Raw genomic sequence first — 14,624 nt, forward strand, 5'->3', positions numbered from 1 at the left:
TTAAACAAATAAAATTGTATAATATTTTTATTTAAATAATTTAACTTATTAATTGTGTACTATTTTGTCTTTTCAGTTGCTTGAATAGTTAATGAGCTAGAATCATAATAAAAAATGTCAGTTTTGTGATGTATGTCACATAGTATTTAAAATGACATATATTCTCCGTTGTATAAGTTGATGATTCAGGAGTAAAGTTAATTAGTATTAAGAATATTCTTAATCAATTGTGGCAAGTTCATTATCCAGATGACGCAATAATACTTTTACAATCCATTACCGAAATATTTTAGAAATTGGGCGATCCCAAGAGTAATACAAAGGACAGTTACTGCTCTGGCTAAAGATGTATATTTCAGTTATGTCGGAGATTATTGAATCTCATGCTACTGGTAATTTTGTCGTGAGTGATTCTTTGATCACTTAATTGATTTTTTCATGTAATCGGACGGGATATATAGAAATGAGTACGGTTGAATTGCTCAAACATATTTATGACATAAATTTATCGTATTTGCTTTTAGCACAACGGCTAATTAACCATGAGAAAGCGTCTGCGATGTTCCGTTTAGGTATTAGTGAATCGATGGCTGATACGTTGGCCGAGCTGACATTGCCTCAGTTAGTAAAATTAGCTGAAACCAACCAACTGATTTGCCATTTTCGGTTTGAAGATCACGAAACCGTACAGCAGCTGACGAAGGAATCGCGGGTGGACGATCTACAACAAATTCATACAGGTATTTTGTTGTCCACTCATCTTTTTCAGCAGTTGTCCGCGCAGGATGACACTTCAATGAAGAAAAGAGCATAAAGATGGCTGAAAAAAGTATTGTCCAAGAAGCTAAAGATATTCAGCTGGCAATGGAGCTCATCACTTTAGGCGCACGCTTACAGATGCTTGAAAGTGAAACGCAGTTAAGCAGAGGAAGGTTGATCAGGCTGTATAAAGAGTTGCGGGGAAGCCCCCCGCCTAAAGGGATGCTTCCCTTTTCAACGGATTGGTTTATGACATGGGAACAGAATATTCATTCTTCCATGTTCTATAATGCTTACCGTTTCCTGTTGAAAAGTGGGCACTGTGCAGGTGTTGAGGCTGTAGTTAAGTCTTATAGGCTCTATCTTGAGCAATGCCCTCCGTCTGACGGAGATGCGCCCGTTTTAGCTCTGACCCGGGCCTGGACACTCATTCGTTTTGTCGATAGTGGGATGTTGCAGCCAACTGAGTGTCGCTGTTGTGGTGGGACTTTTATCACACACGCGCACCAGCCGGTCAACAGCTTTGTTTGTAGTCTTTGCCAACCGCCTTCAAGGGCGGTAAAAAAACGTAAACTTTCCGCGCAACCTGCCGATACTAATTCACAACTGCTGGATGGATTTGCTCAGCAAGCTATGTGAATTTAAATGGGAAAGTGAAAACTTAGGTTACAGGTTTTGGTCATTCTGGCCTGTAATCTACAATCCTCCTCTTCATTTATTAATTCTCCCTGTTCAAATCCCATCTGCTCACCAACTTAGCTAAAGGATATCGCGTGTTAGTACTTTTAGGATATATCGTGGTTTTTGGTGCGGTGATTGGAGGCTATCTGCTCGTCGGTGGCCACATGGGCGCACTTTATCAGCCAGCGGAATTTTTGATTATTGCAGGTGCGGGTATTGGGGCTTTTATCGTGGGCAACAATGGTAAGGCGATAAAGGCGACATTGCGTGTTTTACCAAAAATATTGCGTAGATCAAAATACAATAAAGCTATGTACATGGATCTGATGGCTTTGCAGTTCCGTCTTTTATCCAAATCCCGCCAGCATGGGCTTTTGTCTCTTGAGCGTGATATTGAGAATCCGCAACAAAGTGACATCTTCACACAGTATCCCCGTTTATTACAAGATCCTTACCTGATGAACTTCATCACGGATTATATGCGCTTGATCGTCAGTGGCAATATGAATCCACATGAGATCGAAGCCCTGATGGATGAAGAGATCGAGACTTATGAGCAGGAAAGTGAAGTCCCTGCGACCAGTCTGGCAATGGTGGGGGATTCACTGCCAGCATTCGGTATCGTTGCCGCTGTGATGGGGGTTGTTAACGCACTGGGTTCGGCAGACAGACCAGCAGGTGAACTTGGCGCATTGATTGCTCACGCAATGGTAGGGACATTCCTCGGGATCTTACTGGCCTATGGTTTTGTGTCTCCACTGGCAACGTTGTTACGTCAGCGCAGTAGTGAGCAGATAAAAATGATGCAGTGTATCAAAGTGACTCTGCTTTCCAGCCTGAATGGTTATGCTCCACAAATCGCGGTTGAGTTTGGTCGCAAAACATTATTCCTCACAGATCGTCCTTCATTTACAGAACTTGAAGAGCATGTTCGCAGGGTTAAAGCCCCCGTACAACAAGAAGCTGAAGAATAATTATGAGAGCGAATAATGTTACTGTCGTCAGAGTAAAAAAGCGCAAAAAACATGGCCAGCACCATCATGGTGGGTCATGGAAAATTGCCTATGCCGATTTTATGACTGCAATGATGGCATTTTTTCTGGTCATGTGGCTGATATCGATTGCCAGCCCGCAGGAATTAACCAGCATTGCCGAATATTTTCGTACTCCCTTGCAGGTTGCAATAAACAAGGGTCAGCAAAGTAGTGATACAACAAATCCGATCCCGGGGGGAGGGGATGATGTTTTCCAGCAGGATGGAGAAGTCTTCCGCCAAACCAAACAGGTTGAAGTCAGTGAAGATCGCCGTCGTCTGGATCGGTTACGTCAGCAACTCGATCAGTTGATCATCACCGATCCTCGTCTTAAAGCACTACGTCCACACTTATTGATTGACATGATGGATGAAGGTTTACGTATTCAGATCATCGACCGGGAAAATCGTCCGATGTTCATGATTGGTAGTGCGAAAGTCGAAAACCACATGAGTGATATTTTGCAGGCAATTGCGCCTATCTTAAATAGCATTCCAAATAAGGTCAGCTTGTCGGGTCATACTGATAATCTGCAATATATCAGTGGACAGCGTGGTTACAGTAACTGGGAACTGTCTTCAGACAGGGCGAATGCGTCAAGACGGGAACTGCTAACTGGTGGTCTGGATGAATCCAAAATTATGCGAGTTGTTGGAATGGCATCCACCGTCAGTATGCAGAAGGGAATTCCCGCTGATGCCCCTGTCAATCGCCGTATCAGTATTATTGTTCTGAATAAAGAAGCAGAACAACGGATTGAGCAGGAAAACAGTGGCGGCAACGCCATGACCGCTAACAGTAGTATGGATATACAAGAAGTCATCAGAATGGATTCGAATGAGGGAACGCCTTCTCAGCAACCCACCGGACAATCCAATGAAATCACTGTGCCGGAGCAGACAAATACTGAACCGGCAAGTGATCCTAATAAGGTGACAGAGTAAGTAACGATGGATATTACCGCGTTTTATCAGACTTTTTTTGATGAGGCAGATGAACTATTGGCGGATATGGAGCAGCATTTATTGCTGCTCGATGCCGATGAACCTGACCATGAACAGCTGAATGCCATTTTTCGCAGCGCCCACTCGATTAAAGGGGGCGCTGCGACTTTTGGTTTTTCCAAACTGCAACAAACCACGCATGTTTTAGAGAATCTGCTGGATAGTGCCAGACGTGACGAAATACGCCTGACAACTGACATTATCAACCTGTTTTTAGAAGCGAAAGATATTATGCAGCAACAACTGGATGCCTATAAAAGTTCTCAGGAGCCAGATGAAGATACATTTAATTATATCTGCGAAACATTGCGCCAACTTGCATTAGAGTTACAGGAAGAGCAGCAGAATATCGCTGATTCTGCTGAATCATCTGAATTTGAACCTGTAACGGAAGAGATTATTCAGCATGTGGCAGAAATTCAGGAAAAGCAGGAAGAACACGTAGCACCTGTAGAGCAGCCTGAAGAAAAAAATCTTCTGACGACAGCTCCGGTTTCAGCCACAGAACAGGGACGGATCCGTGTTCACCTATCCGGGCTGAAAGAGCGTGAAGTTGCTTTGATGAAAGATGAGTTGGGGCATCTTGGTGAAATTTATGATGTCGAACAAACAACAGACAGCCTTGAAGCCTCTTTAATCACCTCTGCAACAGAAGATGATATCACCGCAGTATTGTGTTTTGTGGTTGAGCCAGAACAAATAACCTTCTTGCCTGTAGTAGAGTCTCAGCAGGTTGAAGCAAAAACAGAAGAAAATACGACTCAGCCTACGGTACAGGAAACTTCGGTAACGGCTAATACAACAGACTCCACTCCTGATGTGGAAAAGGAATTGGCTCAATTGCCAGCATCACCGTCGGCTGATACCAGGAAAAAAACTGATGTTACTGAAGCTGGTCGTCCGGCCCCGCGTCCGATGGCGGGTTCTCCGCGTCAGCGTGTAGAATCTTCCAGTATTCGTGTCGCCGTTGAGAAAGTCGATCAGCTTATCAATCTGGTAGGCGAGTTAGTTATTACCCAATCTATGCTGGCACAACACTGCGATGCGCTGGAACCGACAATACACAGCGAATTGCTGAGTTGTATGGCGCAATTGCAGCGAAATTCCCGTGATTTGCAGGAATCTGTTATGTCGATCCGGATGATGCCGATGGAATATGTATTCAGTCGTTATCCACGTCTGGTGCGGGATCTGGCGGGTAAGCTGAACAAAAAAGTGGAGCTGACATTAATTGGTAGTTCCACTGAGCTGGATAAGAGCCTGATCGAACGAATTATCGACCCACTGACGCATCTAGTCCGTAATAGCCTTGATCATGGTATCGAAACGCCGGAAAAACGCCTCGCCGCGGGTAAATCGGAAACAGGTAATCTGACACTGGCTGCTGAGCATCAGGGTGGCAATATCTGCATTGAAGTTATTGACGATGGTGCGGGACTGAATCGCGAGAAGATCTTAGCCAAAGCTCAGTCTCAGGGGCTGGTGGTCAATGAAAACATGAGTAATGAAGAAGTTGCCATGCTGATCTTCGCACCCGGCTTTTCTACCGCAGAAATTGTCACAGATGTTTCTGGTCGTGGTGTGGGAATGGATGTGGTTAAACGCAACATTCAGGACATGGGCGGACAGATCCAGATCAACTTTCAGGAAGGGAAGGGGACAGTTATCCGTATTTTGCTGCCACTGACCTTGGCAATATTGGATGGCATGTCTGTCAAAGTGAATGATGAAGTCTTCATTTTACCCCTGAGTGCTGTGGTCAGTTCCTTACAGCCGCAGGAGGAAGATATTTATCCGCTGGCGGGAGATGAAAAACTATTGCAGGTGCGTGGTGAATATCTGCCATTGCTGGAACTGTATCGGATATTTGACATTCCGGGCGCAGAAACAGCACCGACGAAAGGCATTGCGGTGATTGTGCAGAGTGCGGGACGCCGTTATGCATTGCTGGTCGATAAACTGGTTGGGCAGCATCAGGTTGTTGTTAAAAATATCGAGAGCAACTATCGCAAAGTACCGGGTATTTCCGCTGCCACGATTATGGGCGATGGCAGTGTTGCTCTGATCATTGATATTCCTGCTTTGCAGAAACTTAACCATGAACAGTTGGCCGTGCGTAAGGCGGAATTTGCAAACAAAAAATAACCATTTTTTGTCATACCCGATGGATATATATCCAAAGATTTAAGTCACACACAATAGATAGAAGGTAACACAATGGCAGCCATAGACGAATTCAGTAAGTTATCAGGAGAAACAGCCGGAAAGGAATATCTGGTTTTCACTCTGGGTGATGAAGAGTATGGAATTGAAATACTGAAAGTGCAGGAAATCCGTGGTTATGATCAGGTCACCCGCATTGCCAATACGCCTGCTTTTATCAAAGGTATCACCAATCTGCGTGGTGTAATTGTACCTATTATTGACTTGCGGATTAAATTTTCTCAGGAAGATGTGACTTACAATGATAACACCGTGGTCATCATCCTGAATCTGCTTAACCGCGTTGTCGGGATTGTTGTTGATGGTGTATCCGATGTGCTTTCTCTGAAAGATGATCAAATTTGTCCTGCGCCGGAATTTGCCGTCACACTGTCAACAGAGTATCTGACCGGACTGGGTTCGATTGAAGAGCGTATGCTGATTTTGGTCGATATCGAAAAACTGCTTAACAGCGAAGAAATGGCTCTGGTGGATTCTGTCGCCAAAGAGTGATAAGTCAGGGCTGCCATTCTCTTAAACATAAAGAGAGTCACGCCAAATAACCGCGTGAAAAGGCAGCCCACTTTTGTTTTAGATCAAAAAAATGCAGTAAAAACTCAATTTTTTGTATTACGCGTAAAGTTCCCTTTAAGGATGCCGATAACACTGGCATAGCAATTTATTACACAAGGGAAGTCATGTTTAACCGAATGAAAATAGTGACGGGGCTAATCTCAGTCATAATCTTATTTGGTGCTCTGCAATTTATGTCTAGCGGCCTGTTTTTTAATTCCATAAAAAATGATACCAAGGCCTTTGATACGCTGGATGAACTGCGGCAGCGGCAAAAATTACTTGATGAAAGCTGGATCAACCTGTTGCAGGCCCGTAATAACCTGAACCGTGTTGGCATCATCTACATCATGCAAATGAACGGTGGTGAGAGCGATTACAAAATTGATGAGGTTTTGGCAGAGGCTAAGGTTAATTTAGCGCGTGCAGAACGCCGTTTTCAGCAATTTGAACAAATGCCGAACTTGTCTATACGCGATCCAGAGCGTATGCAGCGTTTGAAACAGACTCATAGTGTCTATATCAATGCACTTAAAGAGCTGGATGTATTGCTGGCAAAAAAAGAATTTAAAGCATTTTTTGCCCAGCCAACTACCATGTATCAGAACGCATTTGATACTGAATATCTCTTCTATCTGGGTCAGAATGAAAAACTGTATGAGCAGGTATCAGATGACGCTGATATAGCCTACCGTAACGTCATTATTAGCCTGATTTTTGTCTTTGTGCTGTTAATCGGTGTAATGACCGTGAGTTGGATTGGTTTACGCAAAGCATTAATTGATCCACTGAATAACCTGTTGGATTCTATTAAAGCCTTCTCAAGAGGTGACTTGACCAGAAAGATTGATGTCTCCGGTAATAATGAAATGGGGGTATTGTCAGTTGGTCTTAAGCACATGCAGGAAGAGCTGATCAATACCGTCAGAAGTGTTCATCACAGCACCGAAACCATCTATACCGGCACCAGCGAAATTGCTGCGGGTAACAATGATCTCTCTGCCCGTACTGAGCAGCAGGTTGCTTCACTGGAAGAAACTGCGGCCAGCATGGAAGAACTCACCGCAACTGTAAAACAGAATGCTGATAACGCCCGTCAGGCCAGTAATCTTGCTGATAATGCCTCCGAAATTGCCCGTAAGGGTGGCAAAGTGGTGGCGAACGTTGTGCAAACCATGCACGACATCGCTGACAGTTCACGCAAAATTTCAGATATCACCGGTGTGATTGATGCCATCGCCTTCCAGACCAATATTCTTGCTCTTAACGCAGCGGTAGAAGCCGCCCGTGCAGGTGAACACGGACGTGGTTTTGCCGTAGTTGCCGGAGAAGTCCGCAATCTGGCACAGCGTAGTGCCGAAGCTGCAAAAGAGATCAAATCACTGATTGAAGACTCTGTCAGCCGTACTGATACAGGGTCTGAGCTGGTGGAAAGTGCGGGTGAGACAATGAACAATATTGTCAACTCAGTGACCCGTGTAACTGACATTATGGGTGAAATTGCCTCAGCATCTGATGAGCAGAGCAGGGGAATAACCCAGGTTGGTGTTGCTATCTCTGAAATGGACAGAGTGACACAGCAGAACGCATCATTGGTCGAACAGTCTGCGGCAGCCGCAGCAGCTCTGGAAGAGCAGGCCATGATCCTGACCAAAGCTGTGGCAATATTTCAGTTACCGGAGCAGGCAGAAAGGAAGTTGCCTGAAAAAAGAAAACATGAAGTTTTATCGACGAGAAAATCGCCGACCCCTCCAGCTAATAAAACGAATCCTCCCGTGCTGAAGAAAGGCAGTGACGTGGAAGACCCATCTAATTGGGAAACATTCTAAAAAATAATAGCGATAACTACGGCTGCATAATGCAGCCGTTAAACGAGGTGATTACATGTTAGGCAGGCTTCGCATATCAACCAGTTTGTATCTATTACTGATGATGTTTTGTATTATGCAAATGATTTCCAGTGGTCTATCGCTGGGAATAATTTATACAGATCAGTCATATATCGAAAGAATTGATTTGGGAACTCAGCGCAGGGATAGCCTGGGCGTGAGTTGGACTGCATTATTGCAAACGCGTAACACTCTGAACAAAATCGCAATTGCTCAAAAAGTAGGGCAACCCAAAGAACAAATCGATGCAATGGAAGCATTGCTCAAACATTCATTAAATGAAGCAGAAAGAAGCTTTAACCAATTTACTTCTTTGCCTCAGGTAGGAAAGAATGAAAGAAGGGATGGTCTATTAACTGATCTTGATCGCGCTTATAGGGACTATTTCAGTGCTCTGAAAGAGATGAAAGAATTTCTTTATGGCGGCGATTTTCAGGCTTTTCTTGATCAGCCGACAGAAGAATATCAGCTCAAAATGGAGCTTGCATATAAACATTATATGCAGTACCTCAACAAGAATATTGAAGATACGGTAGAGAATGCCGCGTTCTACTATAAAGTTGCCGTTGCTATGTTCTTTGGTTCCATCCTGATGGTGTTTATTGTTGCTATGGCCGCTCACTGGTGGCTGAAACGTAACCTGCTCAGGCCTTTTGACAATATGAGAGCCTGTTTTCAGGATGTGGCAGAAGGGCGGCTGGATAAAGAAGTTGCTGTTACCACTGACGATGAAATCGGCGATATATTCAGAAAACTACGCGATATGCAGAGATCGCTGATTAAATCCATATCATCGGTGCGAGACAATACTAATCAGATGTATATCGGCATTCAGGAAATTACGCAGGGTAATACTGATTTATCCTCACGTACTGAAGAACAGGCCGCCTCTCTGGAAGAAACAGCAGCCAGTATGGAACAGCTGACCGTCACCGTTAAACAGAACGCAGAACATGCCCGTCAGGCCAGCGCTCTTGCTGTTGCCGCTTCTCAGACCGCAACAAAAGGCGGAGAACAGACCAGCAGTGTCGTTGCGACAATGGATGAAATTGCTAATAGTTCGAAGAAAATCAGTGCAATTATCAGCGTGATTGACGGTATTGCGTTCCAGACCAATATTCTGGCACTGAACGCAGCGGTTGAAGCAGCACGTGCCGGCGAACAGGGTAGAGGATTCTCTGTGGTTGCCGGAGAAGTACGCGATCTGGCGCAACGCAGTGCTGAAGCGGCAAAAGAGATCAAAATTCTGATTGATGAATCTGTTCACCGTGTTAATCAAGGTTCAGAGCTGGTGAATCATGCCGGACAAACTATGGACGAGCTGGTCAGATCGGTCAATCAGGTTACTGATCTGATGACTGAAATTGCGGCTGCTTCCGATGAACAAAGTCGTGGTATTCATCAGGTAGCTCAGGCTGTGAGCCAGATGGATCAGGTCACTCAGCAAAATGCCGCATTAGTGGAGCAATCCGCTGCTGCTGCATCTGCACTTGAAGATAAAGCAGATACATTGGTGAGAACCGTTGCTCAATTTGAACTGCCAAAAATGTCAGAATATGAGCACAACCATCAGGGATATACTGCATCAAAAATGACCGATGAGTATGCTGTAAATTAAGTACGCTGAGGTCAGATGAAATCCAACTTAACGGCTTCAAATACTGAAGCCACTGTACCGCTGAACTTTATGTTTCAGCGGCATACATTGTCGGATGCGCATTTTGAGCGTATCTGCCAATTTATTTACCAGCGGGCCGGGATTGTACTGGCAAAAAATAAACGAGAAATGGTTTACAACCGTCTTGTCAGGCGATTGCGTGTTCTGGGGTTTGATGATTTTGGTCAATATCTGTCGATTCTGGAACAGAACAGTCATAGCAAGGAATGGGAATTATTCGTTAATGCCCTGACAACTAATCTCACTGCGTTTTTCAGGGAAGCCCACCATTTTCCGATTCTTGCGGCACATGCCGGCAAAAAAAACGGGGGGACTTACCGTGTCTGGAGTGCAGCGGCTTCCACTGGAGAAGAGCCGTATTCCATCGCCATGACGTTATGTGATGCGTTAGGGCATCGTTCAAACCGGATAAAAATTATTGCCAGTGATATTGATACTCAGGTACTGGAAAAAGCCCGTCAGGGGATTTATCGGTTAGATGAACTACAGCATCTGAGTGACAGTCAAAAGAAAAAATACTTTTTCAAAGGTGTTGGTTTTTATGAAGGATATGCCAGAGTTCGCCCGGTGCTGACTGAAATGGTCAGCTTTCAGCATCTGAATTTACTGGATTCTGAGTGGGCACTTGAGGGTAAATTTGATGCAATTTTTTGTCGTAATGTGATGATTTATTTTGACAAAAAAACGCAGGAAAGAATTTTACGACATTTTGTCAATTTCTTAAAACCAGATGGTCTGCTCTTTGCCGGGCATTCCGAGAACGTTACTCAAATTAGCCGAGAGTTCTACTTGCAGGGACAGACCGTTTACGGTGTAGGTCAGGCAAGGAGGGGTCATGAATAAAATAACAGTTCTTTGTGTGGATGATTCGGCGCTGATGCGCCAAATCATGCGGGAAATTATCAATAGCCATCCTGACATGGAAGTTGTGGATTGTGCGCCTGATCCCTTTGTTGCCCGCGATTTAATCAAAAAGCATAACCCGCAGGTACTGACACTGGATGTCGAAATGCCGCGGATGGACGGAATTGATTTTCTTGAAAAACTCATGCGGTTGCGCCCTATGCCCGTAGTGATGGTTTCCTCCCTGACGGGAAAAGGTTCGGAAATCACATTAAAAGCACTGGAATTGGGCGCGGTGGATTTTGTGACCAAGCCGCAGTTGGGGATCCGTGAAGGAATGCTGGCCTATAGCGAGCTGATTGCTGAGAAAATCAGAGCGGCGGCGCAGGCAAAAGTCAGCACGATGAAACCTGTAGAGAAAATTGACGCTCCACTGAGTTTTAAACCACTGTTATCCAGTGAAAAATTGATCGCGGTCGGTGCCTCTACCGGAGGGACTGAAGCAATTAAAAACCTGTTACAACCTTTGCCTGTTACCAGCCCGGCACTCCTTATCACGCAGCATATGCCATCAGGTTTTACCCGCTCATTTGCCGAACGGCTCAATAAACTGAGCCAGATTACCGTTAAAGAAGCGGAAGATGGTGAACGGGTTCTGCCCGGTCATGCCTATATAGCACCGGGAGATCGTCACATGGAACTGTGCCGTAGCGGTGCAAACTACCAAATCATGACCAGCAGCGCTCCACCGGTGAATCGTCATCGCCCTTCAGTCGATGTTCTGTTCCGATCCGTGGCCAAATATGCCGGGCGTAATGCGGTGGGAGTTATCCTGACAGGAATGGGAAGTGATGGTGCAGCGGGTTTACTGGAAATGAAGAAAGCGGGCGCTTATACACTGGCACAAAGTGAAACGAGCTGTGTGGTTTTTGGTATGCCGCGGGCGGCAATCCAGCTGGGCGCTGTCGATGATGTGATGGATCTGCAAAAACTCAGCAGAACGATGCTGGCTAAAATCAGCACCGTGCAATCAGTTCGGATTTAGTCGGATCTGATTAAATTGAGTCATATTTAGGCCCGATGGATTTCAGATTACAGGATAGTAGCCTGAAAGATAAAGGGAATATTGAGTGTTAACTTTTACAGCACGATGCTGTCGAATGAACAAAATTTCAAGGAGTTTTTATGGCAAGTAAGGATTTAAGATTTCTGGTAGTTGATGATTTTTCAACCATGCGTCGGATTGTGCGTAATTTGCTGAAAGAACTGGGATTTAACAATGTTGATGAAGCACAGGACGGAGCAGAAGCCCTGACAAAACTTCGGACAGCTGAATTTGATTTTGTTATTTCTGACTGGAACATGCCTAACATTGATGGCCTGGAGTTACTGAAAACAATTCGTAGTGACAGTGAACTGGCTGCTTTACCGGTTCTGATGGTAACGGCGGAAGCAAAGAAAGAAAACATCATTGCAGCCGCACAGGCCGGAGCCAGTGGTTACGTTGTGAAACCATTTACTGCGGCAATTTTGGAAGAAAAGCTCAACAAAATATTTGAAAAGTTGGGGCTCTAAGGAGACAAAATGAGTGAAAATCCAGTCATGCCTAGAAGAGATGAGGCGATTACAACCAGTGAAATAATCAGTCGTATCGGGCAGTTAACAAGAATGCTGCGAGATAGTCTGCGTGAACTGGGATTGGATCAAACCATTGCTCAGGCGGCTGAGGCGATCCCTGATGCGAGGGAACGATTGAATTACGTTGTCCAAATGACGGCACAGGCAGCAGAAAGAGTGTTGAATTGTGTTGAAGTGGCTCAGCCCCGCCAGAATGAATTAGAAGCTTCTGCAAAATCCCTGACTCAGCGCTGGGATGAGTGGTTTGCAAACCCGACTGATTTAGAACTGGCCGGGGCACGTTCTTTGGTCACGGACACGAGAAATTATCTCAGTCTCGTACCGGAACATGCTGCATTTACCAATGCCCAACTACTTGAAATCATGATGGCACAAGACTTTCAGGATCTCACCGGGCAGGTAATCAAACGGATGATGGAAGTCATTCAGGAACTGGAAAAACAACTGGTTATGGTATTAATGGAAAATATACCTTCTGATCAGATGGCCAAAACGAAAAAAGAGAATGACAGTCTTCTTAATGGCCCACAGGTCAACCAGGACGGGGTTGGCGTTATCGCCAACCAAGAACAGGTTGATGATTTACTGGATAGTTTAGGTTTTTGATAACGAGTGATAATACTTTAAAGAACACCCTATTAATAATTTGGCAGGCGGCTTGCCTGCCAAAACTCAATTCCCTCATGGTGTTGTTTCATCAGTGTTTTTCCCTGATTTAGTTTTCCAATTGACATTACCGTTCAAGTTCTGTGAGAGCTAATTCCGCGACCTGTAGGGTGATTGGAGCTTCGTTATAGTGCATTCTTTTTTGGCGAGAAAGATGCCTGCTATACAACCGAGCGCTTTTCTTAGCGCCCGGACTTCTTAGGCAAATTTTAGTTAAATAACTGTGTTTGATAAATGGGTACCAGTGCCTGCGCTATAGGGTAAAATACACGAGGTTTTTCTTTACAACTTTCCGAAAGTGCAACATTTAGTTTCGATTGAGATGAATGTAAACCACTACATGCATTTTCGGTAGCTATAGCGTTTAGTTCTAATTCTGATGGTCCAATATCATCATAGTTTAATCTTCTATGTAATTGGTCATGTAATCGTTCAAAATATCCATCGTCAGCCCCCATTAATGGTGTGCTGGCGTTTGGTCCTCCTCGGGGAACGAGTGCTGTAATTGACTCTCCATAAACATGTCCAGCTTCTAGATCTATAGGATCCTGATGAGACCATTCAAAATCCCTCATATGTTCATTTGGATGGTGCAAACCTAAAGCATGACCAATTTCATGAGACATAACATAATAAACCAGCATGTTTGCAATTTGTTGATCTCCAATCCCTGAAGGCAATGCATCCCTGAATATATCGAATTCTTCATTTGAAAAATGCATCTGGTTTGATACAACAATGCCCGAAATATTAAAAAGTGGGTATGCGTAATGATTCATAATTTGATCCGGTAAGATTAACGTTGTCAGAGCATATATATTATGTTGCTGTAAAAAACCTTGCTGGTTATATTCTGGGTCTGTCTCTGCTCTGGAGAACCAAAAATTAACTTCAGCCGGTGGGCCTTGAGGGACTTCAGTAAGTGTAATGGGGATACCCCTTTGGGCTAAGCGCCGCCGCCACATATCGAATGCATGGCGTATTTCTGTCGCAGTATCAACAAGATAATTTCTTCCGCCATTAAAAATTGCAACCTGTCCTATATTACTTTCTATTAAATATCTTAGATGATTATTGTAATATCGGGCTGGACTATAGACTTGATCATCAATGGCATAAGAGCAAGCATGCCTGTTCGGGTTTGTACGGGCTGCGGGATCATAATCCTGAGTAGCAAAAACATTAGATGCTGAGAATAATAGAATTAATAAAATATACTTCATCTTAGACTCTCTTAATTTTTAAATTAAACCGTATTTATATTTTAATAAGTGGATTGAATTGAAGATGAAATGATATAAACACAAAATTTCAAAAATAGGATTTATTATTTAAAATAAAGTCTTATATATTAAATGTTATTAACATAGTAAGTGAAATATCGTTATAAACGAAGTGAATTATCGTTATAAACGAAGTGAATAGTGAATAGTGAATAAGTTGATATTTCTTTAAATGACCTATTGCAAGTTTGTACATTGGGTTATTGATTTAAAATAATTGCCTATTAATTTAAATCAGTAATCCAGCGACTTGAAGAAAGCTGATATCTGTTATCTATTATAGTACAGGAGTATTATTTGTGTTATTTTTTTAGAAAAATTTAAATGTTTCTTCTCTACAAGCATCATCGTGATGAATCATTATACATTATCAT

General features: G+C 43.7%; 13 protein-coding genes. 12 read left to right on the forward strand and 1 reads right to left on the reverse strand.

All coding sequences use genetic code 11. The annotated features are described in order from the left end of the window. The first annotated feature begins 463 nt into the window (after window positions 1-463). The 12 genes from flhD (at window position 464) to cheZ (ending at window position 12,907) form a co-directional block, all read left to right on the forward strand. Window positions 464-814 carry a flagellar transcriptional regulator FlhD gene (flhD, locus tag AACX38_RS20475; protein WP_086956238.1) on the forward strand — a complete coding sequence of 117 codons (351 nt, stop codon included), beginning with the start codon at window positions 464-466 and terminating at the stop codon, window positions 812-814. Between the two features lie 2 nt (window positions 815-816). Then, window positions 817-1,398 (forward strand): flagellar transcriptional regulator FlhC, encoded by a 582-nt coding sequence (gene flhC, locus AACX38_RS20480; protein ID WP_099111805.1) that lies wholly within the window; start codon window positions 817-819, stop codon window positions 1,396-1,398. 134 nt (window positions 1,399-1,532) lie between these two features. Further along, the gene (motA, locus tag AACX38_RS20485) at window positions 1,533-2,414 is read left to right on the forward strand and encodes a flagellar motor stator protein MotA (RefSeq protein ID WP_099120476.1); all 882 of its coding nucleotides are present in this window, start codon (window positions 1,533-1,535) and stop codon (window positions 2,412-2,414) included. A gap of 2 nt (window positions 2,415-2,416) precedes the next feature. Continuing rightward, window positions 2,417-3,418 (forward strand): flagellar motor protein MotB, encoded by a 1,002-nt coding sequence (gene motB, locus AACX38_RS20490; protein ID WP_099120477.1) that lies wholly within the window; start codon window positions 2,417-2,419, stop codon window positions 3,416-3,418. 66 nt (window positions 3,419-3,484) lie between these two features. Continuing rightward, window positions 3,485-5,623: a chemotaxis protein CheA gene (gene cheA / locus AACX38_RS20495; RefSeq protein WP_370630647.1), complete on the forward strand. Its 2,139-nt coding sequence runs from the start codon at window positions 3,485-3,487 to the stop codon at window positions 5,621-5,623. Window positions 5,624-5,695: 72 nt separating this feature from the next. Further along, window positions 5,696-6,193, forward strand: coding sequence for a chemotaxis protein CheW (gene cheW, locus AACX38_RS20500; protein ID WP_099111801.1), 498 nt, complete (start codon window positions 5,696-5,698; stop codon window positions 6,191-6,193). A gap of 185 nt (window positions 6,194-6,378) precedes the next feature. Beyond that, the gene (locus AACX38_RS20505) at window positions 6,379-8,082 is read left to right on the forward strand and encodes a methyl-accepting chemotaxis protein (RefSeq protein WP_228865444.1); all 1,704 of its coding nucleotides are present in this window, start codon (window positions 6,379-6,381) and stop codon (window positions 8,080-8,082) included. 55 nt (window positions 8,083-8,137) lie between these two features. Further along, window positions 8,138-9,760 carry a methyl-accepting chemotaxis protein gene (locus tag AACX38_RS20510; RefSeq protein WP_228865445.1) on the forward strand — a complete coding sequence of 541 codons (1,623 nt, stop codon included), beginning with the start codon at window positions 8,138-8,140 and terminating at the stop codon, window positions 9,758-9,760. Between the two features lie 15 nt (window positions 9,761-9,775). Next, window positions 9,776-10,663 (forward strand): protein-glutamate O-methyltransferase CheR, encoded by an 888-nt coding sequence (gene cheR, locus AACX38_RS20515; RefSeq protein WP_255712233.1) that lies wholly within the window; start codon window positions 9,776-9,778, stop codon window positions 10,661-10,663. Further along, entirely contained in the window at window positions 10,656-11,708 is a 1,053-nt protein-coding gene (locus AACX38_RS20520) for a protein-glutamate methylesterase/protein-glutamine glutaminase (RefSeq protein ID WP_228865446.1), read from the forward strand. The genes cheR and AACX38_RS20520 overlap by 8 nt, the downstream gene beginning before the upstream one ends. Before the next feature lie 140 nt (window positions 11,709-11,848). Then, entirely contained in the window at window positions 11,849-12,238 is a 390-nt protein-coding gene (cheY, locus tag AACX38_RS20525) for a chemotaxis response regulator CheY (protein WP_099111796.1), read from the forward strand. A gap of 9 nt (window positions 12,239-12,247) precedes the next feature. Continuing rightward, window positions 12,248-12,907: a protein phosphatase CheZ gene (gene cheZ / locus AACX38_RS20530; protein ID WP_099120482.1), complete on the forward strand. Its 660-nt coding sequence runs from the start codon at window positions 12,248-12,250 to the stop codon at window positions 12,905-12,907. A 269-nt stretch (window positions 12,908-13,176) separates the two neighbouring features. On the opposite strand, the gene AACX38_RS20535 is transcribed toward cheZ, so the two are convergent. Continuing rightward, window positions 13,177-14,190 (reverse strand): matrixin family metalloprotease, encoded by a 1,014-nt coding sequence (locus tag AACX38_RS20535; RefSeq protein WP_228865447.1) that lies wholly within the window; start codon window positions 14,188-14,190, stop codon window positions 13,177-13,179. Between the last annotated feature and the right edge of the window lie 434 nt (window positions 14,191-14,624).

This window comes from Xenorhabdus sp. PB30.3, from assembly GCF_963895965.1.
Classification (GTDB): Bacteria; Pseudomonadota; Gammaproteobacteria; order Enterobacterales; family Enterobacteriaceae; genus Xenorhabdus; species Xenorhabdus stockiae.

Bases quoted from the DNA above. Each gene is read 5' to 3' on its own strand.
- flhC (WP_099111805.1), top strand. From the start codon at position 817: ATGGCTGAAAAAAGTATTGTCCAAGAAGCTAAAGATATTCAGCTGGCA.
- motB (WP_099120477.1), top strand. From the start codon at position 2,417: ATGAGAGCGAATAATGTTACTGTCGTCAGAGTAAAAAAGCGCAAAAAA.
- flhD (WP_086956238.1), top strand. From the start codon at position 464: ATGAGTACGGTTGAATTGCTCAAACATATTTATGACATAAATTTATCG.
- AACX38_RS20535 (WP_228865447.1), bottom strand. From the start codon at position 14,190: ATGAAGTATATTTTATTAATTCTATTATTCTCAGCATCTAATGTTTTT.
- AACX38_RS20510 (WP_228865445.1), top strand. From the start codon at position 8,138: ATGTTAGGCAGGCTTCGCATATCAACCAGTTTGTATCTATTACTGATG.
- cheW (WP_099111801.1), top strand. From the start codon at position 5,696: ATGGCAGCCATAGACGAATTCAGTAAGTTATCAGGAGAAACAGCCGGA.
- AACX38_RS20520 (WP_228865446.1), top strand. From the start codon at position 10,656: ATGAATAAAATAACAGTTCTTTGTGTGGATGATTCGGCGCTGATGCGC.
- cheA (WP_370630647.1), top strand. From the start codon at position 3,485: ATGGAGCAGCATTTATTGCTGCTCGATGCCGATGAACCTGACCATGAA.
- cheR (WP_255712233.1), top strand. From the start codon at position 9,776: ATGAAATCCAACTTAACGGCTTCAAATACTGAAGCCACTGTACCGCTG.
- AACX38_RS20505 (WP_228865444.1), top strand. From the start codon at position 6,379: ATGTTTAACCGAATGAAAATAGTGACGGGGCTAATCTCAGTCATAATC.
- cheY (WP_099111796.1), top strand. From the start codon at position 11,849: ATGGCAAGTAAGGATTTAAGATTTCTGGTAGTTGATGATTTTTCAACC.
- cheZ (WP_099120482.1), top strand. From the start codon at position 12,248: ATGAGTGAAAATCCAGTCATGCCTAGAAGAGATGAGGCGATTACAACC.